The sequence below is a fragment of the Nocardia sp. NPDC049190 genome, assembly GCF_040648115.1.
Lineage (GTDB): Bacteria > Actinomycetota > Actinomycetes > Mycobacteriales > Mycobacteriaceae > Nocardia.
Genome location: NZ_JBEZDE010000003.1, coordinates 66,543 through 90,467 on the forward strand (window position 1 = coordinate 66,543; position 23,925 = coordinate 90,467).

16 protein-coding genes and 1 pseudogene are annotated in these 23,925 nt (G+C 68.6%); 10 read left to right on the plus strand and 7 right to left on the minus strand.

What is annotated here, in order from left to right; all coding sequences use genetic code 11:
* The first annotated feature begins 88 nt into the window (after positions 1-88).
* From AB0B25_RS03990 to AB0B25_RS04000, 3 genes and pseudogenes are all read left to right on the plus strand, one after another.
* Positions 89-3,439: an ATP-dependent DNA helicase gene (locus AB0B25_RS03990; protein ID WP_357174960.1), complete on the plus strand. Its 3,351-nt coding sequence runs from the start codon at positions 89-91 to the stop codon at positions 3,437-3,439.
* A gap of 61 nt (positions 3,440-3,500) precedes the next feature.
* Positions 3,501-7,397: a UvrD-helicase domain-containing protein gene (locus AB0B25_RS03995; protein WP_357174333.1), complete on the plus strand. Its 3,897-nt coding sequence runs from the start codon at positions 3,501-3,503 to the stop codon at positions 7,395-7,397.
* Between the two features lie 211 nt (positions 7,398-7,608).
* Positions 7,609-7,845, plus strand: a pseudogene (locus AB0B25_RS04000) (ribonucleotide-diphosphate reductase subunit alpha); the annotation flags it as partial.
* Here AB0B25_RS04000 and AB0B25_RS04005 read toward each other — a convergent pair.
* Entirely contained in the window at positions 7,800-7,997 is a 198-nt protein-coding gene (locus AB0B25_RS04005; protein ID WP_357175032.1) for a hypothetical protein, read from the minus strand. The pseudogene AB0B25_RS04000 and the gene AB0B25_RS04005 sit on opposite strands and share 46 nt — an antisense overlap.
* A 566-nt stretch (positions 7,998-8,563) precedes the next feature.
* Between AB0B25_RS04005 and AB0B25_RS04010 the strand changes: the two genes are divergently transcribed.
* Positions 8,564-9,619 (plus strand): NAD-binding protein, encoded by a 1,056-nt coding sequence (locus AB0B25_RS04010; protein ID WP_357174336.1) that lies wholly within the window; start codon positions 8,564-8,566, stop codon positions 9,617-9,619.
* A 46-nt stretch (positions 9,620-9,665) separates the two neighbouring features.
* On the plus strand, positions 9,666-10,571 hold the full coding sequence (gene nudC, locus AB0B25_RS04015; RefSeq protein ID WP_357174339.1) for an NAD(+) diphosphatase: 906 nt from the start codon (positions 9,666-9,668) through the stop codon (positions 10,569-10,571).
* A 39-nt stretch (positions 10,572-10,610) separates the two neighbouring features.
* Here the strand turns inward: nudC and AB0B25_RS04020 are convergent, their stop codons facing one another.
* Entirely contained in the window at positions 10,611-10,841 is a 231-nt protein-coding gene (locus AB0B25_RS04020; RefSeq protein ID WP_357174962.1) for a mycoredoxin, read from the minus strand.
* 141 nt (positions 10,842-10,982) lie between these two features.
* On the opposite strand from AB0B25_RS04020, the gene AB0B25_RS04025 reads away from it, so the two are divergent.
* The 3 genes from AB0B25_RS04025 to AB0B25_RS04035 all read left to right on the plus strand — a co-directional run bounded on the left by AB0B25_RS04025 (position 10,983) and on the right by AB0B25_RS04035 (position 14,047).
* The gene (locus AB0B25_RS04025) at positions 10,983-13,136 is read left to right on the plus strand and encodes an ATP-dependent DNA helicase UvrD2 (RefSeq protein ID WP_357174342.1); all 2,154 of its coding nucleotides are present in this window, start codon (positions 10,983-10,985) and stop codon (positions 13,134-13,136) included.
* A gap of 112 nt (positions 13,137-13,248) precedes the next feature.
* Positions 13,249-13,587 carry a hypothetical protein gene (locus tag AB0B25_RS04030; RefSeq protein WP_357174345.1) on the plus strand — a complete coding sequence of 113 codons (339 nt, stop codon included), beginning with the start codon at positions 13,249-13,251 and terminating at the stop codon, positions 13,585-13,587.
* A gap of 175 nt (positions 13,588-13,762) precedes the next feature.
* Entirely contained in the window at positions 13,763-14,047 is a 285-nt protein-coding gene (locus AB0B25_RS04035) for a WhiB family transcriptional regulator (RefSeq protein ID WP_357174965.1), read from the plus strand.
* A gap of 255 nt (positions 14,048-14,302) precedes the next feature.
* On the opposite strand, the gene AB0B25_RS04040 is transcribed toward AB0B25_RS04035, so the two are convergent.
* The 3 genes from AB0B25_RS04040 to AB0B25_RS04050 all read right to left on the minus strand — a co-directional run bounded on the left by AB0B25_RS04040 (position 14,303) and on the right by AB0B25_RS04050 (position 18,063).
* On the minus strand, positions 14,303-15,658 hold the full coding sequence (locus AB0B25_RS04040) for an AarF/UbiB family protein (protein ID WP_357174348.1): 1,356 nt from the start codon (positions 15,656-15,658) through the stop codon (positions 14,303-14,305).
* Between the two features lie 36 nt (positions 15,659-15,694).
* Positions 15,695-16,570, minus strand: a complete 876-nt coding sequence (locus AB0B25_RS04045; RefSeq protein WP_357174351.1) for a TOMM precursor leader peptide-binding protein — start codon at positions 16,568-16,570, stop codon at positions 15,695-15,697.
* Between the two features lie 86 nt (positions 16,571-16,656).
* The gene (locus AB0B25_RS04050) at positions 16,657-18,063 is read right to left on the minus strand and encodes a zinc-dependent metalloprotease (protein ID WP_357174354.1); all 1,407 of its coding nucleotides are present in this window, start codon (positions 18,061-18,063) and stop codon (positions 16,657-16,659) included.
* Between the two features lie 126 nt (positions 18,064-18,189).
* Between AB0B25_RS04050 and AB0B25_RS04055 the strand changes: the two genes are divergently transcribed.
* Positions 18,190-19,215, plus strand: coding sequence for a PDZ domain-containing protein (locus AB0B25_RS04055; protein WP_357174356.1), 1,026 nt, complete (start codon positions 18,190-18,192; stop codon positions 19,213-19,215).
* A 3-nt stretch (positions 19,216-19,218) separates the two neighbouring features.
* On the opposite strand, the gene AB0B25_RS04060 is transcribed toward AB0B25_RS04055, so the two are convergent.
* Positions 19,219-19,800, minus strand: coding sequence for a PPA1309 family protein (locus AB0B25_RS04060; protein WP_357174359.1), 582 nt, complete (start codon positions 19,798-19,800; stop codon positions 19,219-19,221).
* A gap of 212 nt (positions 19,801-20,012) precedes the next feature.
* On the opposite strand from AB0B25_RS04060, the gene AB0B25_RS04065 reads away from it, so the two are divergent.
* A complete protein-coding gene (locus tag AB0B25_RS04065) occupies positions 20,013-23,015 on the plus strand; it encodes a UPF0182 family protein (RefSeq protein WP_357174362.1) in 3,003 nt (1,000 codons plus the stop codon).
* A gap of 81 nt (positions 23,016-23,096) precedes the next feature.
* On the opposite strand, the gene AB0B25_RS04070 is transcribed toward AB0B25_RS04065, so the two are convergent.
* Positions 23,097-23,633: a transglycosylase family protein gene (locus AB0B25_RS04070; RefSeq protein ID WP_357174364.1), complete on the minus strand. Its 537-nt coding sequence runs from the start codon at positions 23,631-23,633 to the stop codon at positions 23,097-23,099.
* Positions 23,634-23,925: the final 292 nt, after the last annotated feature.

The window sequence follows — 23,925 nt, forward strand, 5'->3', positions numbered from 1 at the left end:
GGTGCGATCGGATGGCGCGGTGCGACTTGTTCGCCGGAATGTGGTGGCGCCCCGGCCGCGGGTCTGGGGCGCCGAGGTCCGGACGCTGGTGGATGCCTCGACCGAGGCGGGGCTGCCGCGCCCGGGATGGCAGCCCTGGCAAGTGCTCGGTGGACCGGGCACCGGGAAGACGGCCTTGCTCGTCGATGTCGCCGCCGCGCGCATCGCGGCCGGAGTCGACCCCGAATCGGTGCTGGTACTTGCCCACTCGAAGCAGGCGGTGCGCGCCCTGCGCGACGCGATCACCCTACGGCTGGCCGGGCCGGAACCCGGCGCCGCCGGCGGGGTGCCCGGCGCCACTCGTGAGCCGCTGGTGCGCACGCTGCACTCGTACGCGTTCTCCGTACTGCGCAGGCAGGCGACGGCGCACGGCAACCCGCCGCCGCGTTTGCTGACCGGTGCCGAGCAGGACGCCGTGCTGCGCGAGATGCTGCGTGGCGACTTGGCCGACATCGCGGACGGCGCACAGGGACTGTGGCCGGAACGGCTGCGGCCCGCGCTCGCGCTCGACGGGTTCGCCGCGGAGTTGCGCGACCTGATGCTCCGGGCCACCGAACGCGGCATCGGCCCGGAAGATCTGGTGCGGCTCGGGCGTACGCATGCCAGGCCGGAATGGGTGGCGGCGGGTAGGTTCGCGCTGCGCTACGAGCAGACGATGCTGCTGCGCTGGTCGGTCGGCGTGACGGCGCCGGAGGCGACGGCGCCCGCGCTGGATGCCGCCGAACTGGTCGGCGCCGCGCTGGACGCGCTGGCCGCCGACCCGAATCTGCTCGCCGCCGAGCGCGCCAGGATCAGGTATCTGCTGGTCGACGATGCACAGCACCTCGACCCGCAGGCGGCGATCCTGGTCAAGGCGATCGGGCGCAGCGCGCGGACCACGGTGATCGCGGGTGATCCCGATCAAAGCGTCTTCGCTTTCCGCGGCGCCGACGCCGGCTTTCTCGCCGACCTCGACGCACCGGACGGACAGCGCCTCGTCTTGCGCGACAGTCATCGATTCAGCGGCCAGGTGCGACTCGCGGTCGCGCGGATCGCGGCGCGCTTGCCCGGGAGTGCGCCGCAACGTTTCGTCGTGCCACACCGCGCGGCCGGTCCCGAGGACGACGGCGCCGAGGTCCGGGTTCGGGTACTCGCCACTCCCGCGAAGGAGGGTGCGCTCATCGCCGACCATCTGCGCCGTGCGCACCTGACCGCCGGGGTGCCGTGGTCGCGGATGGCGGTGATCGTGCGTTCGGTGCCGTTGTCCCTGGCGCCGCTGCGGCGCGCGCTGCTCGCGGCGGGGGTGCCGGTGCAGCAGCCCGCACCCGATACTCCGCTGGCCCGCCGACGCGGCGCCGCCTGGATGTTGCTGTCGCTGCGCGCGGTACTGGCGGCCGAGGAGGCGCGCGGGCGCGGCGCGCCGCCGGCGTTCGAACCGGAGGATGCGCTCGATCTGCTGGCCGGCCCGCTCGGCGGCGCCGATCAGATCGCGTTGCGCCGGTTGCGGCGTGGCATCCGGCGTGCGGCACTCGACGTGCAACGCATCGGGTCGAAGACCATACCGACGTCCGACGACGCCGAGGCGGATACTGCCGGACAGCCGCCGGATCGTGGCGCGGAGGTCGATCGCCCTTCCGCGCAGGTGCTGCGCGACCTGCTGATCGGGACCGGTGATCCGGCGATCCTGGACCGCCTGACCGAGGTCGAGGCGGCGCCGCTGCGCCGGGTGCTCGACGCGCTGGAGCGGGCGCGCAAGGCACATCGGCGCGGCGCCGGCCTGGAGGACGTGCTGTGGGCCCTGTGGACCGGTTCTCGGCTGGAACGGCGCTGGGTGGCTCAATCCGAGCGCGGCGGCGCGGTCGCGATGCAGGCCGACCGCGATCTGGACGCCGCGGTGGGGTTGTTCGACGCGGCCGCCGCCTACGTCGACCGGCTGCCGCGCGCGAGTATCGAGGGTTTCGTCGACTATCAGAGCAGGCAGGAGATCCCGAGCGATGCCGCGGCGCGCACCCAGGCGGGGGATGCGGTCGCGTTGCTGAGCGCACATGCCGCCGCCGGACGCGAATGGGATGTGGTCGCGGTCGCCGCTGTGCAGGAGGGAATTTGGCCCAACCCGCGTTCGCGCGGCACCGTACTGCGCACGGAGGATCTGGTCGATCTCACCGCGGGCGTGGCCGATGCCGGCGAGCGGGTGAGCCGCGTGGCGCCGATCCTCGCCGAAGAGCGCAGGTTGCTGCTCGTCGCGTGCAGCAGGGCGCGGCGGTCGCTGCTGGTGACCGCTGTGGAGTCGGTGTCGGGGGAGCGTGACCTGGTGCCGTCTCGCTTTCTCACCGAATTGCTCGGGCATGACGAGAACGGCGCGGCGGGCGCGACCGGCGCGGTTCCGGTGGTCGATCCCGGCCGTGCCTTGGTGATGCACTCGCTGGTGGCCGAATTGCGCGGTGTGGTCTGTGATCCCGAGTCCGACACGCGGCGCAGGCGCCGCGCCGCGCACCAGCTCGCGCGGCTCGCGGACGCGGGTGTGCCGGGCACCCATCCCGACGACTGGTACGGCACCGTCGAACTCAGTTCGGCGCGTCCGCTGTGGACCGAAGACGAGGGCGCGGTGGGGCTTTCCCCCTCCACTGTCGAGTTGCTGCGCACTTGCCCGCTGCGCTGGGCGCTGGAACGCCACGGCGGCACCGATGGCGACAACCGACACGCGGTGCAGGGCAACCTGGTGCACACACTGGTGCAGGCTCTGGCGGGGCGGGTGCCCGACGTCGAGGTGCGCGCGGCGCTGGACCGGACGTGGCGGGCGGTGGATCCCGGGTCCGGCTGGCATTCCCGGCAGGAGTTGCGCCGCACCGAGGCGATGCTGGAGACCTTCCTGTCCTGGGTCCGCACTACCCGAGGCGAACTCACCCAGGCCGGGGTGGAGGTTCCGGTCGACTGTGTCTTGCCCGCGCGCACCGAGGGCGAACGCGAGGTGCGGATCAAGGGGCGGGTCGATCGGCTGGAGCGGGATGCACTGGGACGCTTCGTGATCGTCGACGTGAAGACCGGGAAGACTCCCGTGACCAAGCAGGCCGCTGTCGATCACGCCCAGTTGGCGACCTACCAGGTGGCGGCCGCGATGGGTGCGCTCGATGTCGCGGGCGGATCCGAGGCCGCCGTGGACCGAGCCGAGCCGATCGGCGAGCCCGGCGGCGCCCGCCTGGTGTACGTCGCCAAACCGAGTAGCAAGGAGGGTGCGGCGCAGCGTATGCAGCCCGCGCTGGACACCGAGGCGATCGACAAGTGGCGCACGACGATTCACGAGGCGGCCGCGGCCACCCAGGGCCCGAACTACCTCGCCGTGCGCAACGACGGATGCCGCCACTGCGCGGTCGCGGGCAGCTGCCCCGTACAGGACCGTGGGAGGCAGGTGACCGACGAGTGAACGAGCCGACCGCGGGTGCGCCGTCCCCCGCGAAGGCGCGGATCGCGGGGGAGGCGCGGTCGTGACCGGCCTGGTGACACCGCACCAGCTGGCGGAGGCGCTCGGCCTGCCGCCGCCGACTGCCGAGCAGGCCGCCGTGATCGCGGCGGCGCCGGGCCCGACGCTGGTGGTCGCCGGCGCTGGCGCGGGCAAGACCGAGACGATGGCCGCGCGCGTGGTGTGGATGGTCGCGAACCGACTCGTGCGGCCCGACGAGGTGCTCGGGCTGACCTTCACGCGTAAGGCGGCACAGCAGCTGACCGCCCGTATCCGCACCAGGCTGGCCCGGCTCGCCGGCGCCCCGCTGCTGCGTGAACTCGACGCGACCGGCCGGCTGCGTGCCCAGCTCGCTGGCGCGGAGCCGGAGATCAGCACCTATCACTCGTACGCGGGCAGGCTGCTCGGCGAACACGGGCTGCTGCTGCCCGTGGAACCCTCGGCGACGCTGCTCACCGAGACCCAGCTCTGGCAGTTGGCGCACCAGGTGGTGCGTCACTGGGACGGCGACCTGGACACCGATCGCACGCCGGTGTCGGTCACCGAGGCGGTGTTGGCGCTGTCCGGGCAGTTGGCCGAGCACCTGGTCGAGGCCGAGCAGTTGGCCGAGGCGCACACCGAGTTGGAGAAGCTGGTGCACACGTTGCCGGCGGGGCCGCGCCAGCGGGGCGGGCCGAGCCAGACACTGTTGAATATTCTGCGGGTACAACGCGAACGGGTCGCCCTGCTGCCGCTGCTCCAACAACTCACCGATGCGCTGCGCCGTCGCGGCGCACTGGATTTCGGCGCACAGATGTCGCTCGCGGCGCGGCTGGCCGCCGAGCATCCCGAGGTTGCCGTCGCCGAGCGTGCGCGTTTCCGGTTGGTCCTGCTCGACGAATACCAGGACACCGGCCATGCCCAGCGTGTGCTGCTCGCCGCGCTGTTCGGGGGCGTGCCCCAGGCCCGGCCGATGGGTTCGGAGGTCGAGCCCGGTGCGTCCGGAGATGCCGGGGCGGTCCGTCATTCCGAACCACCGGCGCGGTCCGTGCCCGAACATGAGGACACGCTGCTGTCCCGCGCTGACACCCAGGACCAGCTGGAACCGCCGGACGAGCCGCATAGCAGGCCACTCGCCGTGACCGCTGTCGGCGACCCGATGCAGTCGATCTATGGCTGGCGCGGCGCCTCCGCGGCGAACCTGCCCCGATTCGCCACCGACTTTCCCAGCGCGCCGGGTATTCCCGCACCCACGCTGCCGCTGTTGACCAGCTGGCGTAATCCGCCGGAGGCGCTGGCGCTGGCGAATCTGGTAGCGGAACCGTTGCGGCGCACCGCGCTCGAGGCCGGCGGTGTGACCGTCGACGCGCTGCGTGCCAAGCCCGACGCGGGACAGGGTGTCGTGGCGTCGGCGCTGACCGACACCGTTGCCGCCGAACGCGAGTGGGTCGCCGAGCGGATCGCGGCGGAATGGTCGGCTCGGCGCGCGGCGGGCCGGGAGCCACCGACGTCGGCGGTGCTGGTGCGGCGCAACGCCGATGCCGCGCCGCTCGCGGAAGCGCTTCGCGAGCAGGGACTTCCGGTGGAGATCGTGGGGCTCGGTGGTCTGTTGGCCACACCGGAGGTGGCCGATATCGTCGCTACGTTGCGGTTGATCGCCGAGCCCGGGGCAGGTAGCGCGGCTGTGCGGGTGTTGACCGGCGCACGCTGGCGTATCGGCGTCGCCGACATCGCCGCGTTGGCCCGCCGGGCCAGGGACCTGTCGATCCGCCATCCGGTATCGGAGAGCGCGGCCGAGATCGCTGATCGTGCGTCGCTGGACGCCGCGCTGCGCGAGGTGGCGCCGGAACCCGCGGAGCAGGCCGGGCTGGCCGATGCGATCGCTGATCCCGGTCCGGCCGAGCAGTATTCGGTGGCCGGATTCACCAGGATCCAGGCGCTGGGTCGGGAGTTGGCCGCGTTGCGCGAGCGCAGTGGGCAGCCGTTGACCGAGTTGGTGGCCGATGTCGAACGCACCATCGGTGTGGGGGTGGAGACGCAGGCGCGTCGCGCCATGGCGGGTACGGGCGCGGGACGCGAACACTTGGACGCGTTCGCCGAGGTGGTCGCCGGATATGCCGCGGACACCGGGGTGTCGCTGGGCGGGCTGCTCGCGTTCCTCGCCGCCGCGGAAGAAGTCGAGAACGGGCTGGAGCCGGGCGAAGTGGAGGTCGCCCGGGATCGGGTGCAGGTGCTGACCGTCCACGCTGCCAAGGGCCTGGAATGGGAAGTCGTCGCGGTCCCGCATGTGGTCGGTGGTGTGTTTCCGTCCAAGGTCGGTTCCGGCACGTGGCTCGGCGCACTCGCCGAGCTGCCGACGACGCTGCGTGGCGACCGCAGACAGGACGACGCCGCCGAAGGTGTCCCGGTGCTCGACCTCGCCGACCTGTACGACCGCGCGGACCTCGACCGCGCGATCACAGCGCACAAGGAGGCGCTGGAACGCCGCCGGATCGATGAGGAGCGCCGCCTTTTCTACGTCGCGCTCACCAGGACCGAACGCGTCCTTCTCGTTTCGGCCCATCACTGGGCCGAAACCGGAACGTCGCCCAAAGGGCCTTCGGACTTTCTCCTGGAGTTGAAGCGCGCGGGGGAAGACCCTGACAGTCCCGCGCACGGCGTGCTGGAAGTCGCTCGGTGGGACGACCCACCCGCACCGGACGCGGTCAACCCGTTCACCGACAACCCTGCCGCCGCGCACTGGCCACGCGACCCGCTCGGTCCCCGTCGCGACCCCATCGAGCAGGGCGCCGCGCTGGTCCGCGCCGCGCTCGCCGAGCTCCGGGCCCACCCCGCCACCGTGCCCGCGGCGCAGGAACCAGGAGTGCGCAGCGTCGGTTCGGATCGCCGTGCGGAGCAGCCGGTCCTCGACGTCGGCGACCCCACCGCGTCAAACGCTGCCGACATCGAGGAATACCCGGACGACCCTGAGCACAGCAGCGCCTTCTCCGACTACTATCCGCCTGACGACGAGTTTCCCCCGGACCCGATGGACGAGTTCGCGGAAGTCCCCGACATCTCCCTCGTCACAGGGGAATACACCGACCCGTTCGCTGATATCGAACCGGACTATGGCGAGGACGCGCCCCCTGACCTGGTGGCGGAGTATCCAGCGGCCGACGATCAGGCGTTCGACCCGCATTTCGCCCGCCCGCCCGAGAACCCGGACGATCCCGAAGGCTGGGCTGCCGATGTCGACGCCCTGCTCGCCGAACACCAGGCGGTCGCGGCCGCTGCCGAAGCGGTCGAACTCCCCGGCCAGATCGCGGCGACGGCCATGGTCGAGCTGCGCGCCGACCCGGCGAGGCTCGCTGCCCGGCTGCGCCGACCGCTGCCGTATCCGCCGAATCCGTTGGCACGCCGCGGCACCGCGTTCCACGCCTGGGTGCAGCGCTGGTTCGGCGCCACCCGCCTACTCGGCCTGGACGAACTGCCCGGCGCGGCCGACGGCGGTACGGCCGACGCGGGCCTGGACGCCGAGTTGACCGCCATGCAGGACGCGTTCCTGAACTCGCCGTGGGCCAACCGCAGCCCGATCGAGGTCGAGATCCCGTTCGAGACCTCGATCGCGGGCACCGTGATCCGCGGGCGGATGGACGCGGTGTTCGCCGAACCGGGCGGCGGCTGGCTCGTGGTCGACTGGAAGACCGGCGCCGAGCCGACCCCCGCCGAGGAACCGGCGGTCGCCATGCAGCTCGCCGTCTATCGCCTGGCCTGGGCTCGGCTGATGGCCGCCCGCGAGGGCCGCCCCGAACAGCAGATGCTGGACCGGATCGGCGCCGCGTTCCACTACGTGCGTACCGGGCGCACCATCGCGCCCGCGACGCTGGCCGGCCCGGACGAACTGGCCGAGCTGATCACAAGAGCCGCACCCGTCGACCCCCCGCGGGCAGCGACCGAATGATCACTGGATCCGCGGCGGCGAACCCGCGCGCCGATCCATCCTGACCAGTTGTGGCGCCATCTTCGGCCCAGCACGTCAACAGTGAACTGGATCGCCGCCGGGAACACCGAACATGAACAGCAGCGCGGCGAGGGCCCGGCCGATACCGCGGATCCCCCGGCGCCGCGCCGCCCACGGTGGAGGGCTACCGGGCGCGCGAGCGGTGCGCTCCGGCTGCGATGAGGGCATCGACTTCACCAATATCTGCTTCTACACCGTTGTCCACCACGCGATCCGGGCTTCGAACCTCGTTGCGAAGGAGGGTGGCGCTGCTTCGGCGGGTTTCCCGAATCGAAGTACGCCATCGATAAGTACTTCGACCAGTACATCTATCAGGTGTGGGAGACGAAAATCGTGGGTAGGTCAGCTCTTCGCCGCCGGCGTGCACATCCCGACCCAAGAAGACTGGCGTGAGCAGAAGGCATCGTACGGCGTGATCAGGTCCCGCCCGGATGGCAAGCGACATCCTCGAGCGATGGTATGGATCACCCCCCAACGCCCCTCCAGCCCGCTGGCCAGCCCGGCGCCCTCGATCCCGGCGACGAAGACGTTGTCGGTCACCACGCCCTCGATGTCGAACGCACCGCAACCGGGCTGCAACCCATCAGCACCCTCTCGCTTTCTTCCCTCTTCTGCTCGAGTTCGCTCCCCTCCCCGCGCCTCCCCTCCCCGCGCCTGCTCCGCCTGCCCTCTTCTGCTTCTGCTCCTACCCCTCTGCTCCGCGTCCGCTCCCACTCGAGTTTCGGTTCCGCTCCCGTTTCCAAGCGAAGCTGTTCAGGGCACTACGCGCTCCGCCGTGGGTGGGGAAATTTGCTGTGTGTAGTGGTTGTGGTCACTACAACTACGACGGATCGACCCCGCACATCATCATCAGCTCGTGGTCACCCCTTTTTCGTGTCAGCGAGACCGAGCATTGCCCGTTCGCGGCCCGGCTCGCGTCGGAGCGGCCGCCGCGTCCGCGACGAAGTCGCAAGCGGCGGTCGCTCGGACGCGAGCCACAAAGGGGCCGCGAACACGCAGCGCCGCAGGCGCTGCCAAAACAAACACAGTAGGCTCCCGTGCTGTGCCGGAGGGACGAGGAAGGTCGGGGTTGACCGACGCGAGCGGCGAGATGGTGGGTGTGTTCGGTGTTCGGTGATCGGGCGCACGGGTTCGGGGTGGCGGGCCGCCCGGACTTCGCGCTGGTCGGTGTGCTGCGTATCCCGGAGATTCAGACGAGTCCGTGGATTTCGTTGACCCGGAGGGTGTTGTTCGCGGCCGGCCTGCTGTTTCTGGCCGCGCTGGTGGTGTATCTCGGTCGCCACGGGTATCACGACAACTCGGGTGACGAACTGTCCTTTCTGGACGCGCTCTACTACGCGACGGTGTCGCTGTCGACCACCGGATACGGCGACATCGCTCCGGTGACGACCGAGGCGCGTCTGACGAACATCATCATCATCACCCCGCTGCGGATCCTGTTCCTCATCGTCCTCGTCGGAACCACGCTCAGCGTGCTGACGGAACGCTCCCGGCAGGCTTTCAAGATTCAGCGATGGAGGCACAGCGTGCGTAATCACACCGTGGTCGTCGGATACGGCACGAAGGGAAGGACCGCGATCGACGCCATGCTCGGTGACGGCGTGCAGCCCGCCGATATCGTGGTGGTCGACACCGATGTCGTCGCGCTGGAGGCCGCCGCGAACGCTGGACTCGTCACGGTGCACGGCTCGGCCACCCAGTCCGACGTGTTGCGGCTGTCCGGCGTGCAGAATGCCTCCTCGGTGGTGGTCGCCACCAATCGCGACGACACCGCGGTGCTGGTCACGCTGACAGCCCGCGAACTGAACAAGTCCGCCAAGATCGTGGTCGCGATCCGGGAGGCGGAGAACACCCACTTGGTGCGCCAGTCGGGCGCCGATTCGGTGGTGGTGTCCTCCGAGACTGCCGGACGGTTGCTCGGCATCGCGACCACCACGCCGACGGTGGTGGAGATGATGGAGGATCTGCTCACCCCGCAGGAGGGTTTCGCCGTCGCCGAGCGTGAGGTCGATTCCGCCGAGATCGGTGGTTCGCCACGGCATCTCAGCGATATCGTGCTCGGTGTCGTGCGCGGCGGTGAGCTGATTCGGGTCGGGGAGCCGGAGGTCGACGCGATCGAGGCGGGCGACAAGCTGTTGTACATCCGCCGTTCGGGCAAGTGACACCGGCGCGAGCGGGACGGTAACTCGGGCGCGATAGTCTCGAAGCGTGTCCGCATTTCAGCTCAATGGCGTTCCCCTGCTGTCCCGTTCCGTGGTCGACCGGGCCGAGGAGATCCGCGGCGACGCGCAGGCGCTCGAGAAAGGCTGGCGCGAGGCGAGACTGTTGCGGGTCACCCCGCGCGGGCAGGTGCGGTTCGAGGACGGCGCCCTGGTCATGGACGCTGCCGTCGAGTTGTCCGCCGAGCCGAGCCCGGCCGCGGTCTTTCTCGGTGTCGAGGACGGGGTCCATCTGTGGGCGGTGCGTGATGCCGAACTCGAGGGACAGCTGACCGATCTGCGGGCGCTGGCGGGCGGCAGTGTCGACGACCGCACCGCCGGGTTGCTCTCGACCGCGATCGCGCTGTTGAACTGGCACGACAAAGCCGGTTTCCACGGCGCGGACGGCACGCTGACCACCTCGTCCAAAGCCGGGTGGTCGCGGGTCACCGCGAGTGGCTACGAGGAATTCCCCCGCATCGACCCGGCGGTGATTTGTCTCATCCACGACGGCGGCGAGCGGGTGCTGCTCGCGCGGCAGCACAGCTGGCCGAACACGTTGTTCTCGCTGCTGGCCGGTTTCGTCGAGGCGGGGGAATCGTTGGAACGCTGCGTCGAGCGGGAGATGCGTGAGGAGGTGGGTTTAGACGTGCGGGAGATCAGCTACCTGGGTAGCCAGCCCTGGCCATTTCCGCGTTCGCTGATGCTCGGCTTCGCGGCGGTCGGCGATCCCGATCAGCCGCTGACCTTCTCCGACGGGGAGATCGCCGAGGCACAGTGGTTCACGCGCGCCGAGGTGCGCGCGGCGCTCGCCATGGGGGACTGGTCGGCACGAGGCGAGGGACGACGTCTGTTGCTGCCCGGCTCGATCTCCATCGCGCGCACGATCGTCGAATCCTGGGCGGCGATCGACTGAGTTCCCGCGCGCGGGCTGTTGGGCCCGCGCGACTGCTGATCAGGACAACGTGGCGAGAGTCTGCTTGACCATCGCGAGTGACGGGTTCGTCGCGGTGGACCCGTCGGCGAATTTCACTGTCGGCACGACGTGGTTGCCGCCGTTGACACTGCCGACGAACTCGGCGGATGCCGGATCGTGCTCGATGTCGATCTCGGCGTAGCTGATGCCGGCCTCGTCCAGCTGTTTCTTGAGCCTGCGGCAGTAGCCGCACCAGGTGGTCGAGTACATCGTCAGGTCAGGAGTCACGTCAGTCACAGACGGTGCAACACCGGACGGCTGCCTACTGTTCCACCTCGAACTGTGTCGAACGCGAAATATCCCGCTGCGAGCGAGCGCCACGGCGGCGGGTGCGTGTCGGTGGACCCTGACATGATGGACCGCGTGCCCGCACTCGACCTCGCCGCCCTCGATCCGGAGCAGGCTGTGGCCGTGCGTGCGCCGCGCGGTCCGGTGTGTGTGCTCGCGGGCGCGGGTACCGGCAAGACCAGGACTATCACCCACCGCATCGCGTATCTGGTGTCCGAGGGGCACGTCCGGGCCGACCAGGTGCTCGCGGTGACGTTCACCGCGCGCGCGGCGGGGGAGCTGCGCAGTCGCCTGCGTGCACTCGGCCTCGGTGGCACGGCGACCCAGGTGCAGGCGCGCACGTTCCACGCGGCCGCGTTGCGGCAGCTCACCTACTTCTGGCCGCAGGTCGTCGGCGACGTGCCGTGGCGGCTGATCGACGGCAAGTTTCCGATCGTCGCGCAGGCGGTGAGCCGGGCGGGCCTGTCCACCGCCACCGAGAGCGTGCGCGATGTGCTGAGTGAAATCGAATGGGCGAAGGCCACGCTGATCGCGCCGGAAGACTACGCGGCAGCGGTGGTCGCGCATCGGCGTGAGCCGCCCTACGACGCAATGCGGGTGGCCGAGGTCTACTCGGGCTACGAGAAGCTCAAGACGACGCCGGACGGACTGCTGCTGGATTTCGACGATCTGCTGCTGCACACCGCGGCAGCGCTGGAGGACTATCCCGCGGTGGCGGATGAATTCCGCGGCCGTTACCGCAGTTTCGTGGTCGATGAGTACCAGGACGTCACACCGCTGCAGCAGCGGGTGCTCGACGCCTGGCTCGGTGACCGTGACGATCTCACCGTGGTGGGCGATGCCAACCAGACGATCTATTCGTTCACCGGTGCTACTCCGAGTTACCTGCTCGACTTCTCCCGGCGCTTCCCCGAGGCCACGGTGGTCCGCCTGGAACGCGACTATCGCTCGACTCCGCAGGTGGTGTCGCTGGCCAACCGGGTGATCGGGGTCGCACGCGGCCGGATCGCGGGCAGCAGGCTGCAGTTGATCGGACAGCGGGCCGATGGTCCGGAGCCGGCGTTCGCCGAGTACGACGACGGTCCCGCCGAGGCCGCCGCGGTGGTCGGGGCGATCGAGCGGCTGCTCGAGGCAGGCACTCCGGCCGCCGAGATCGCCGTCCTCTACCGCATCAACGCGCAGTCCGAAGGCTATGAGCAGGTGCTCACCGAGCGCGGCATCCCGTACCAGTTGCGTGGTGGTGAAGGTTTCTTCGCGCGTGCCGAAGTCAGGCAGGCCGTGCAGGCGTTGCGGCAGGCCGCGGCCCGTGATGATCTCCCCGAGCAGGCGCGCAGCGGTACCGCCTTGGTTTCGCTGGTTCGCGCGGTGCTCGTCCCGGTCGGCCTCACCGCCACCGAGCCGGTGGGCGCTCAGGCGCGGGAACGCTGGTCCTCGCTGGTCGCCTTGGTTCGGCTGACCGAGGAACTGGTCGGCCATGACGACCAGCTCGATCTGCCCGGGCTGCTGCGTGAACTCATGATCCGCGCCGAGGCCAGGCATCCACCCACGGTGCAGGGCGTCACGCTGGCCTCGTTGCATGCCGCGAAGGGCCTGGAATGGGACGCGGTGTTCCTCGTCGGTCTGTCCGATGGCACCATGCCGATCGCGCATGTCCTCGCCGATGACGGCTCGGTCGCCGACGCGGCCGCGCTGGAGGAGGAGCGTCGGTTGCTCTATGTCGGCGTCACCAGGGCACGGGAGCATCTGCGACTGTCCTGGGCGCTGGCCAGAAACGAAGGCGGCAGACGATCCCGGCGGCGCTCGCGATTCCTCAACGGCCTCGTGCCCGACGACTCGCCCGCCTCGCGTGTCGCCGGGCCGGCTACCGCCCCCGCGTCGAACCGTGTCCGCCCGACCTGCCGGGTTTGTGCCAAGCCGCTGATCGGCACCTATGCGACCATGCTCGGCCGCTGCCGCCGCTGCCCAGCCGAGCTGGACGCCGAACTGCTTGTCGCACTGCAGGAGTGGCGCGCGGAGAAGGCAGTGGCGCAGCAGGTGCGCGAATTCGTGGTGTTCACCGACACCACGCTCACTGCGATCGCCGAACAACTGCCCGCCGATGATGCTGCGCTGGCCGCGATTCCCGGCATCGGTGCGAAGAAGCTCGACCGATACGGCGCCGACGTGCTGGCGATCGTCGCGTCCCGGCTTCGATCGACATCACAAAACCGCAGGTAGAAAATAGGTTGTCGGCATCGCCGATCTTGCATATGGTGAGAGCACGCACCGGGAGGGCATCTCGGCGCGCATCGTCACCGACACACCACGAGTACAGGAGGGAGGCAGAGCAATGGACAACATCATGAACGTCAGCGCCAATGGCGTTGCGGTCACTGCGCCCATGGCGGCCTCCCGGGGGATCCTCGCTTTGCAGGGGATCGGTCTGTCCGGCAGCGGTGCATTCGGCGCCTCTGGCCTGCAGGCGAATTACGCCGCCATGCATGCGCCCATCCGCACCGTCATCCAGGACAAGCCCAGCGTGGGTTGGCACCCGGCAGTTGCTCGAGCAGCAGTCGGCGTCGTCGCAGCGGAAGCCGGTTTCGACCCGGCGGATCTGCCGGCGGCACGCCTGCGCACCGCACACCCAGCGACCGTGATCAGGACTCGACACAGATGTCGACCTAGGTAGGGACCTCCTTCCCGACCTCCTGGCCACGGATCGCACACAGCGAAACCGTGGCCACTGTTTTTCGGCCCTTCAGCCACGGGCACCGGTTTCGCGCCACAACAAACGAACCGCTGCAAACAAGCTGAAGGAGAACGACGTGTTCACCGCACAGAGTTGGCCACAGGCCACCACTGACGTGACATGCCGAACCGTGGCGTCGACTATTCCGGCCCGAGCGGTCACCAAGGTGCTACCTTGTCGTGCCGGAGACCCGGACCTCTGGTTCGCCGAGAGCCCGGTCCAGTTGGAGCAGGCCAAGGCGCTGTGCGCGACTTGCCCCATCCGCAAGGGCTGTCTCAACGCGGCCATGGATCGGGGTGAGCCGTGGGGTGTTTGGGGCGGTGAGATCTTCGACCAGGGTGTCGTGATCGCCCGCAAGCGCCCGCGTGGCCGTCCGCGCAAGGTCGCGATTCCGGCGTGAGCGTCCGGCGCGGAGTCGATACCTCGCATCACCACGTTGGACCCCGCTCATGCCGTCATCGACAGATGAGCGGGGAAGTGACTTCCCTCCCTCCGGTCGATGTGCTCGATTCGGTCGGTCCCGACGCGGGCCGGGCCAACGAACGAGAAAGCAGGCCAGCCGCTCACCGTTGCTCGGTGGGCGGCTCGCCTGCGTTCCGGAACGTGCTTCGATAACGCGAAATCCGCGGTGGTTGCCGGTGTTCCGGGACCTGGATCAGGAGGCGGTGCGTTCCGCGCGGAAGCCCGGCATCCATGTGCGGACGAGCTGCATGAACGGCAGTTCCGCGTCCAGCTGGGCCAGGATGCCGACGGTACCGCTGAGGACCCGGAAAATCATCACGTAGTCGGCCGGAAGCTGAAGTGCCCGTGCCGTTTTCATCTCGGCACTGGAGATATCGGACGCCTTGCCCGCCACTCGCTGCATCCACCCGCGGGTGAAATGGAAGGAGTCGGTCCGGATCGGGTCGGTGAACGGTCGCAGGTAGTCGGCGATCTCCGCATGGGTGACTACGCGGCCGGGAATCACCCAGCCGTGGTCGTACATCAGCTCGGTGAGTTCGGCGAAGCGTTCCTCGACCGCGAGCGCGAGCATCTGGCCGAGTATCGGCGGGAATCCGCCGGGCATCGGAGCGCACGCCCCGAAGTCGATGACGGCGAGTTTGCCGTCGGGCAGCATCATGAAGTTGCCCGGATGGGGGTCGGCGTGCAGCAGTCCGACGACCTCGGGGGAGGAGAAGTGGAACCGGCCCATCAGACCCGCGACGCGGTTGCGCACCGCGAGGGTGCCGGCCCGATCGTCGGCGCCCTGCTTGATGATCGCGGAAACGGCGGTGCCGTCCAGCCATTCGGTGACGATCACCTTGGGCGCGCTGGCCACCACCTTCGGCACGATGATTTCGCCGTGCCCGTCGAAACCCTTTGCGAAGATACGCTGGTTGGCCGCCTCGTTGCGGTAGTCCAGCTCTTCCTCGGTGCGTAAGGTGATCTCGGCGAGGATCGGCTTCACATCCGCGCCCGGGATCACCGACCCGATCAGGCCGCTCATCCGCGACAGCGTTTTGAGATCCGCGCGCAGCGCTTCGTCCGCGCCGGGGTACTGGACCTTCACCGCGACTGTTCGACCGTCCGCCCACACCGCCTTGTGCACTTGGCCGATGCTGGCCGACGCGGCCGGGGTGTCGTCGAACTCGCGGAAGCGCTGCCGCCACTGGGTGCCGAGCTGCTGGTCGAGCACGTGGTGAACGGTCGTGGCGGGCATCGGCGGAGCAGCGGCCTGCAGCTTGGTGAGTGCCTCGCGGTAGTGCTCGCCGAACTCCTCCGGGACGGCGGCCTCCATCACGCTGAGCGCTTGCCCGAACTTCATTGCGCCGCCCTTGAGCTCACCCAGCACGGTGAACAACTGCTCGGCGGCCTTCTGGTTGAGCTGTGCGTTGATCTCGGATCTGTCGCCGCCGGCGAGCTTTTTGCCGAGCCCTACGGCGGCCCGCCCGGCAATGCCCAGCGGGATCTTTGCCAGCTTGGCGTTTCGGGACGAGCGACGGCGCACGATCTCAGACACGTTACCCATCATGGCGGACCTGGTCCCGAGCTGCCATGGCAATCTCGGTCACGGCGTAGTTTCCGCGGTGAGACCAGGGGAAATGCGAGTACACGGGCACGCGGGATGTGGGGCCCACGCACGTCGATCCAGGACATGCGAGTCCAGATCCAACTCCACGGTCGCGTTCAGCGTGGCCGGTGCGCGGCCCGGCGAGCACTCCATTATCGCCTCGAGTTCGCCGAGTGCGATCGCCGTCGTGGCGGCGATTCCGGCGGGAGAGGCGGAGCCTGCTCGGCCCAGCAGTTGGGCGGCCAGATGCGGCCAGGCGGCGTCGTTCTGGGCGCGAATCAGGTCCGCGCAGCGCAGACAACTGGTGGCGCCGGGTAGTACCAGCGGTCCGATGACGCCCTTATTGTCCCGAATGCGTAATTGCAGATGGGGAATCCGGTGCAGTACAAGGTCGTTGACCAGCTGCGGGTCGGGCATCAGCGCATCGGCGAGCACCACCAGATCGGCCTGCCAGGTGCGCACTGTCGACGCGTGGGGTGCGTAGTCGTGCGAGCGGGTCGGACGCACGCCCAGCGTGCGCAGTCCGGCCGAGACCGCGTCCGACAGCGGGCCGAGGCCGTGCACTCGTACGGCACGGACCTGTCCGGCTCGGTCTTCGGGGTGGTCGAGCAGCCCGGCCTCATCGATCAGGGTGAGCAGCGCCACGGCGCTGTCCGGGGCGATGCCGTGTTCCCCGGCTCGCCAGAGGATCTGCGGCTGGGTTCGCAGGCCGTCCAACAGACGCAGGAAGCCGAGTACGGTCTCGGCGTCCATTCCTTCCGGGTCCAGCACCAAGGCGGTCTCGGGGTCACACCCGAGCTGGACCACGCCGGTCGGGCGCACCAGAACGGTCACCCTCGAACGCAGCCTCGGACCGCGACACATCGTTGTCATGTTCAGCAGTATGCGAACCGCGCACCGCCGGATCTGCCTCGAAACCCATGGTTATCCACAGGCTCGGGGGCATCAACAGGGCGGACTCAGTCGGATGCGCTGCCGTCCTTGCCCAGTTCGGGACCGCCCTCTCGCTGTTCGCGCTCGGCCTTCTCGCGCGCTTCCGTCTCGGCGAGTTGGGCGAGCGGGTCGTCGAACGCGGTGCTTGCGCCACCGGTCACCGAGTCGATGAAGCCGGCAGGGGAGTCCAGGTCGTCGGAGTTGGGCAACAGATCGGGGTGCGCCCAGATACCGTCGCGGGTGGCTATGTCCGCGTCGGTGGTGAGGCTGCGCCACAATGCCGCCGCCTCGCGCAACTTGCGCGGACGCAGCTCGAGGCCGACCAGGGTCGCGAATGTCTGTTCGGCCGGGCCGCCGGTCGCGCGCCGCCTGCGCAAGGTCTCGGCCAGCGCGCCCGCGCCGGGCAACCGGTCGCCGACGGCGTCGGTGACCACGACCTGCACCCAGCCTTCGATCAGCGCGAGCAACGTCTCCAGCCGCTCCAGCGCCTGCTTCTGCTCCGGCGTGGTCTGCGGCTCGAACGTGCCCTGCGCCAGGATCTCCTCGAGCTTCGACGGATCGGTCAGCGCCATCGGGTCGATCTCTTGCGCCGCCTGCTCCAGCGCGGAGAAGTCCATGCGGATGCCACGCGCGAAGTCCTCGACCGCGCCGAGTACTTGTTGGCGCAGCCACGGCACATGCGCGAACAACCGCTGGTGGGCGGCCTCGCGTGCGGCGAGAAACACCAGGATCTCGCTTTCGGACTGCTCCAGACCCGCGCTGAACTCCGAGATCGCCGTGGGCAGTAGCGCCGCGGTCCCGGAGGGTCCCAGCGGGAGACCGATATCGGTGGAGGTCAGCACCTCCTTGGCGAGCTGGCCGAGCGCCTGCCCCAGTTGCGAGCCGAAGGCCAGACCGCCCATCTGACCGAGCACGCCGACCATCGGTGCGGCGAACTGCCTGGCCTCCTCGGGCAGTGACGTCGTCCACATCCCGGCGATCTGCTCGGCGACCGGGTCGCACAGCCGTTGCCAGGTGGGCAGGGTCTGCTCGATCCAGTCGTTGGCGGTCCAGGCGACGGTCTTCGTGGCGCCGGCCGGCAGGGTCGTCGCACCGTCCAGCCATAGTTCGGCCAGGTGAGCGGCATCGCTCACCGCACTCGTGGTGCTCGCCGAGACAGGCGGGACCGTAGCGCCGAGTTGCTGGCGGGCCAGTCGTTTGGCGACGTCGTAGTTCACCGGCCCGGCCTGTCCCGCACCCGGTTGGCCCATGCCGCTGAGCATCTGCCCCAACGAGGTCAGCATCTGCCCGAGCTGCGCGGGGTCGAATCCACCAGCCCCGGCCCCACCGATCCCGAAGCCCAGCGGATCGCTCGGACCGGGACCGCCCGGCTCGTCGCCGCGCTTGCGTTCGTCGTCGTCGCGGTTCGAGAATCCGAAGGGGAGGTCACTCATGCCCATTACGTTACGCGCGTAACACAGTGTCTCGATGTTCGCGCGGCGCGAAACCGGGGACGCGCGCGAGGCCCAAATAACCGCCTCTGCCGTCCCGCGACGAGGGTGATCACTACTGTGGTCCAGGTGAATCGTCGGATCCTCACTCTGGTGGCCGCTCTGATCCCGGTTGTCGTGCTCGGTGTCGTCGGCAGCGTACTCACTGTGCCATTCGTCGCACTCGGTCCCGGTCCCACCTTCAATACCCTCGGCGAGGTGGATGGCAAGCAGGTCGTGGACGTCCAGGGTGCGCAGGTGGATCCGACCACGGGGCATCTCAACATGACCACGGTCTCGGTGCGCGACAAGCTGAGCATCTTCGAGGCATTCGGCTTCTGGGCCAGTGGCCAGCACGGTCTGGTGCCGCGTGCGGAGGTCTACCCGCCCGGGGTCTCGCGCGAGGAGATCGACAAGTCCAATCAGCAGGACTTCAAGGATTCCGAGGGCAACGCCGAGGTCGCGGCGCTGCATTATCTGAAACTGCCGACCGTGGTGCTGTTGCGCAAAGTGTCCGACGACGGCCCGGCCAACGAGGTGCTGCGGGCGGGTGACGAGCTGGTCAGCATCAACGGCGCGCCGATGACCACCCCGCAGGACGTCGTCACCACGGTGTCGGCGCAGGCTCCCGGCACGCCGCTGACCGTGGTGTACCGCCGGGACACCGCCGAGCAGACCGCGACGATCACTCTCGGCACCCGACCCGGCGACCCCACCAAGGGCTACCTCGGCGTGACACCGGGCGAGGGCGCCCGTCCGCCCATGCAGGTCGACTTCAATCTCGCCGACATCGGCGGGCCCTCCGCCGGGCTGATGTTCAGTTTGGCGCTGATCGACAAGCTCACGCCCGGCGAGCTGGACGGCGGCCGATTCGTGGCGGGTACCGGGACCATCGATCAGGACGGCAAGGTCGGCCCGATCGGCGGGATCCAATACAAGATGATGGCCGCGCGTGACGCAGGCGCGGAGACCTTCCTGGTTCCTGCCGCCAACTGCAACGAAGCCAAGTCGCGGATCCCGGCCGGCCTGCGGTTGGTGCGGGTCGAGAACCTCACCGGCGCACTGCAATCGCTCAATGAGATCAACACCGGCAAGGACACTGTCAGCTGCGGATGAGCCTCAGTCCAGCGTGTGGTGTAGGGCGTCGATGATATTCGGCGCCAGGTTCGGGTAGGTGCGCAGTTCGAGGTCGCCGAAGTCGTCGGCATCGTCTTCGGGGCGCAGTTGCAGCAGGGACAGGGCGGCGCCACTGCGCAGCACCGCGGCGAACAGGCGCGCCTGCTTGCGCCCCGGATGCGCCTGCGCGGCGGCGCGGGCGGCCGCGTCGGCGGCGTCGTGGTCGGCGAGCAGTGGGGCCAGCGCGTCGTCCAGCGTGGATTCGGCGTCCGGCGGCAGCACCACGATCTCCTGGACCAGCACACAGCCCTGGACGGCGGGTGGCCAGGTCGTGGTCGCCAGGAACTCGTCCAGCGCCATCGACCCGCCGGTCACGTCTTCGGGGAACGCCTCCTGGGCAACGGGAGTGAGTTCGGTTCCGGCGTCGAGTTGATCGATCAGTTCGGGCTGTACGGCGACCAGGTCGGCGGTCGGTACCAGCGCGAACATCTGAGGCGGGCGACCCCACCCCTCGGCATCGACGAATTCCGCCACCTCCCGGACGGAACGGGCGAGGACGAGTTCGGCGTGCAGGTTTGCGGTCACGGGGACATCCAACCAAACCCGCGTCCGGGACGAGTACGAACCCGCGCGATCCACCTTCCTGCGCGGCATGCGCAACCCTGGCAGCCACATGGTGTCCGATTTCCGTAGAGTGGGCCGGGAACGGGTCCGGAAGGACCATCCGCAACATCGGACTGCGGCGCATCGGCCGGGTGTATCGGTGCGAACGCCGCCGGACCTTGGAGAGTGGCATCGTGGGCATGCGGCCCCCCACCGGCTTACCTTCGCTGTCCCGACGCAGCCGTGTGCTGCTGGTGGCAGCCATCGTCCTGGCGGCATTGCTGCTACTGGGACCGCGGCTGACGGACGCCTACACGAACTGGTTGTGGTTCGGCGAGGTCGGCTTCCGCACGGTGTATCTGACCGTGCTGCGGACCCGAATCCTGCTGCTCTTGGCGGTGGCGATCTTCGTCGGCGTCGTGGTCTGGCTGGCGCTGCTGCTGGCCTACCGGTCCAGACCGGTGTTCGTCCCGGTGGCGGGCCCGAACGATCCGATCGCGCGCTATCGCACCACCGTGATGAGCCGGCTGCGACTGTTCGGCGTCGGGATTCCGGTGCTGCTCGGTCTGCTGTCCGGCTTGGTGGCGCAGTCGAATTGGGTCACGGTGCAACTGTTCTTGAACGGATCCTCGTTCGGTGCGCAGGACCCTCAGTTCCACTTGGACGTCGGGTTCTACGCGTTCGATCTCGCCTTCTATCGGATGGTGCTCAACTGGCTGTTCGTCGCGGTGGTCATTGCGTTCTTCGCCAGCCTGGTCACCCACTATGTCTTCGGCGGCCTGCGGCTGACCGGACGTGAAGGCACCCTGACGCGCGCCGCGCGCGTCCAGTTGGCCGTGCTCGCCGGATTTTTCGTGCTGCTCAAGGCGATCGCGTATTGGTTCGACCGCTACGAACTGCTCTCCAGCAGCCGTAAGGAGCCCACCTTCACCGGCGGTTCCTTCACCGATATCAACGCGGTGCTGCCCGCCAAGCTCATCCTGTTGTCCATCGCGGTCATCTGCGCGATCGCGTTCTTCGCCGGCATCGTGCTGCGCGATCTGCGCGTGCCCGCGATGGCTGCCGCGCTGCTCGTGCTGTCCTCGATCCTGGTCGGCGCGGTGTGGCCGCTGGTGGTCGAACAGTTCTCGGTGCGTCCCAATGCCGCGGACAAGGAAAGCGAGTACATCGAACGCAACATCGCCGCTACCAGGCAGGCGTTCGGCATCACGGATGACAGGATCGACTACAAGGACTACAAGGGCGAAAGCAACAAGAGCCCGCAGACCGTTCCGGTGGACGCGGCGACCATCGGCAACGCCCGGCTGCTCGACCCGAACATTTTGTCGCCCACCTTCACCCAGCTGCGTCAGTTGAAGAACTTCTACGGCTTCCCCGAGTCGCTGGATATCGACCGCTACAAACTCGACGGCGACGTGCAGGATTACATCGTGGCCGCGCGGGAGTTGTCGCCCGCGGCACTGAGCGGTAACCAGACCGACTGGATCAACAAGCACACCGTCTACACCCACGGCAACGGCTTCGTCGCCGCCCCCGCCAACCGAGTGAACAAGCCGCAGTCCGAAGACCCCAACGCGACCGGGGGCAGTAGCGACAGCGGCTACCCGATCTTCATGGTCAGTGACTTGTTCACCCCGGCGGACAAGCAACGGATCAGGGTGGATCAGCCGCGCGTCTACTATGGCGAGCTGATCTCGCAGTCCAATCCGGACTACGCGATCGTGGGCGCGATGGACGGCCAGCGTCCGCGCGAGTACGACTCCGACACCGCGCAGTACACCTACACCGGCAAGGGCGGTGTGCCGATCGGCAACTGGTTCAACCGCTTCGCCTTCGCCGCCAAATACGCCGAGCGCAATATTCTGTTCTCCTCGGCGATCGACGACCACTCCAAGATCATCTACAACCGCAGCCCCCGCGAGCGGGTGCAGAAGGTCGCGCCGTGGCTGACCACGGACGGCAACGCCTACCCGGCGGTCGTCGGTGGTCGCATCGTCTGGATCGTGGACGCCTATACCACGCTGGACAACTATCCGTACGCGCAGAGCACCTCATTGGAGGGCGCTGTCGAGGACAGTATCGACAAGAAGACCGGCAGGCTGGTTCCGCGCAAGTCGGTCAGTTACATCCGCAACTCGGTCAAGGCCACGGTCGACGCTTACGACGGTTCCGTCACGCTGTACGAGGTCGACTCGTCGGATCCGGTGCTGAAGGCGTGGCGTGGGGTGTTCCCCGGCGCCGTGAAACCGGAAAGCGAGATCTCCCCGGAACTGCGGGCGCATTTCCGGTACCCGGAGGACCTGTTCAAGGTGCAGCGGGAGATGCTGACCAAGTATCACGTGGACGATCCGCGCGAGTTCTTCACCAACAACGCGTTCTGGTCGGTACCCGCGGACCCGACCACCGAAGGCGGGACGACCGCGAACCAGCCGCCGTACTACGTGCTGCTCGGCGACCCGCAGACGAACAAGCCGACCTTCAACCTGACCAGTGCCATGGTCGGGTACAACCGGCAGTTCTTGTCGGCCTACATCTCGGTGCGGTCGGACCCGGAAGGGTACGGCAAGTTCACTATTCTGCGCCTGCCCACCGATACGCAGACCCTGGGTCCGCAACAGACGCAGAACCGGATGACGACGGCGCCGGAGGTCTCGCGCGAGAAGACGTTGCTGTCCAACTCGAACAAGATCAAGTACGGCAACCTGCTGACCTTGCCGATCGCCGACGGCGGGATCCTCTACGTCGAGCCGTTCTACAACGAGCGGAATACGGGTCCGAACACCGCGACCTTCCCGCAGCTGCTGCGGGTGCTGGTGAGTTATCGGGACGAGGCCGGCAGCGTCAAGGTGGGCTATGCCTCCACACTGGCCGAGGCATTGGATCAGGTGATCCCGGGTGCGGGCGCTCTGGCGACGCCATTCGGCGGTGACTCGGGCACCCGACCGAAACCGGGCACGATCCCGCCGCCTGCCGGCCAGAGCGGCACCGGCACCACCGGGGGCGCGACCGCGCCGCCCGCGGTCGCCCCGCCGCCGTCGACCGGATCGTCTTCCAGCAAAGACGCCGCGGCGGCCGAGCTGAACCGGAAGATCGAGAACGTGCGAAATGCCATGCGCACCGGAAACTTCCAGGACTTCGGCAAGGCGCTCGATGAGCTCGAAACCGCTGTCAAGGCGTATCAGGACGCGGGGCGCTGAGGTAGTACGAGCTGGGTAAGCGGAATGGGGCGGCAATCGGAGTGGATTGCCGCCCCATTCTCGTTGGGTGGACCTGCGGGGTCAGCGACCGAGAGAGTCGATAATCGTGTCGTTCTGCTGCAGTAGCAGCTGGTATGGGCCCGCCAGGCCGTACTTTTCGGCGAGCTTGTCCGCCGCCGCCTTGGCTCGCTCGGCCAGGGTCTGGGCGCTCTTTTGGGCCGGGGAAGGCGCGGCGGGAGCCTGCTCCTGGCGCTCGGGCTCGGGCTCGGGGGTGGCGGCGCGCAGGTACTGACCGCACTGCGGCCAGGCTCCGACGCCCTGCGTGGCGAGCACCCGCTCCGCCACGCGAATCTGCTCTTGTTTGCTGGCGGTGTGCGCGGAGCCCTGACCGCCATTGGCGGCCCAGGTGCTCGGGGAGAACTGCAGACCGCCGTAGTAGCCGTTTCCGGTGTTGATCCCCCAGTTGCCACCGCTCTCGCACTGCGCGACGCCGTCCCAGTCGTGGGCCGGCGCGGCGGAGGCCGATGCGGTGGAGAGTGCGCACGGGATGGCAGCAAGTGCGCCGGTGACGGCGGCTAAGCCGAGGACGTGAGTGCTGAACTTCCGGTTCTCAGTCATAGTCGTTTCCTTCCTGCGCCCGCCGACACGGCGATCAGGCCTGCCGTGTCCCTGTCCCCAGGTCGTCGGGGATCCTCGAACCGCGGGACAGGGTCGCCGGTGTTCGGCGGTTCGAGTGCTAGCCCATCACGGTTGATCCGGGCCGTTGGAGTGACGGTAACGAAGAAATCTCGGTAGATCACATCTCGATAACATCCGATTCGCGTGATGCGAATAACCTGAATATCGACGCTTTTGCGGGATGTAAACGCGCTCAACACGCTGATATGGCAGTTGGTTATCATATCGTTAT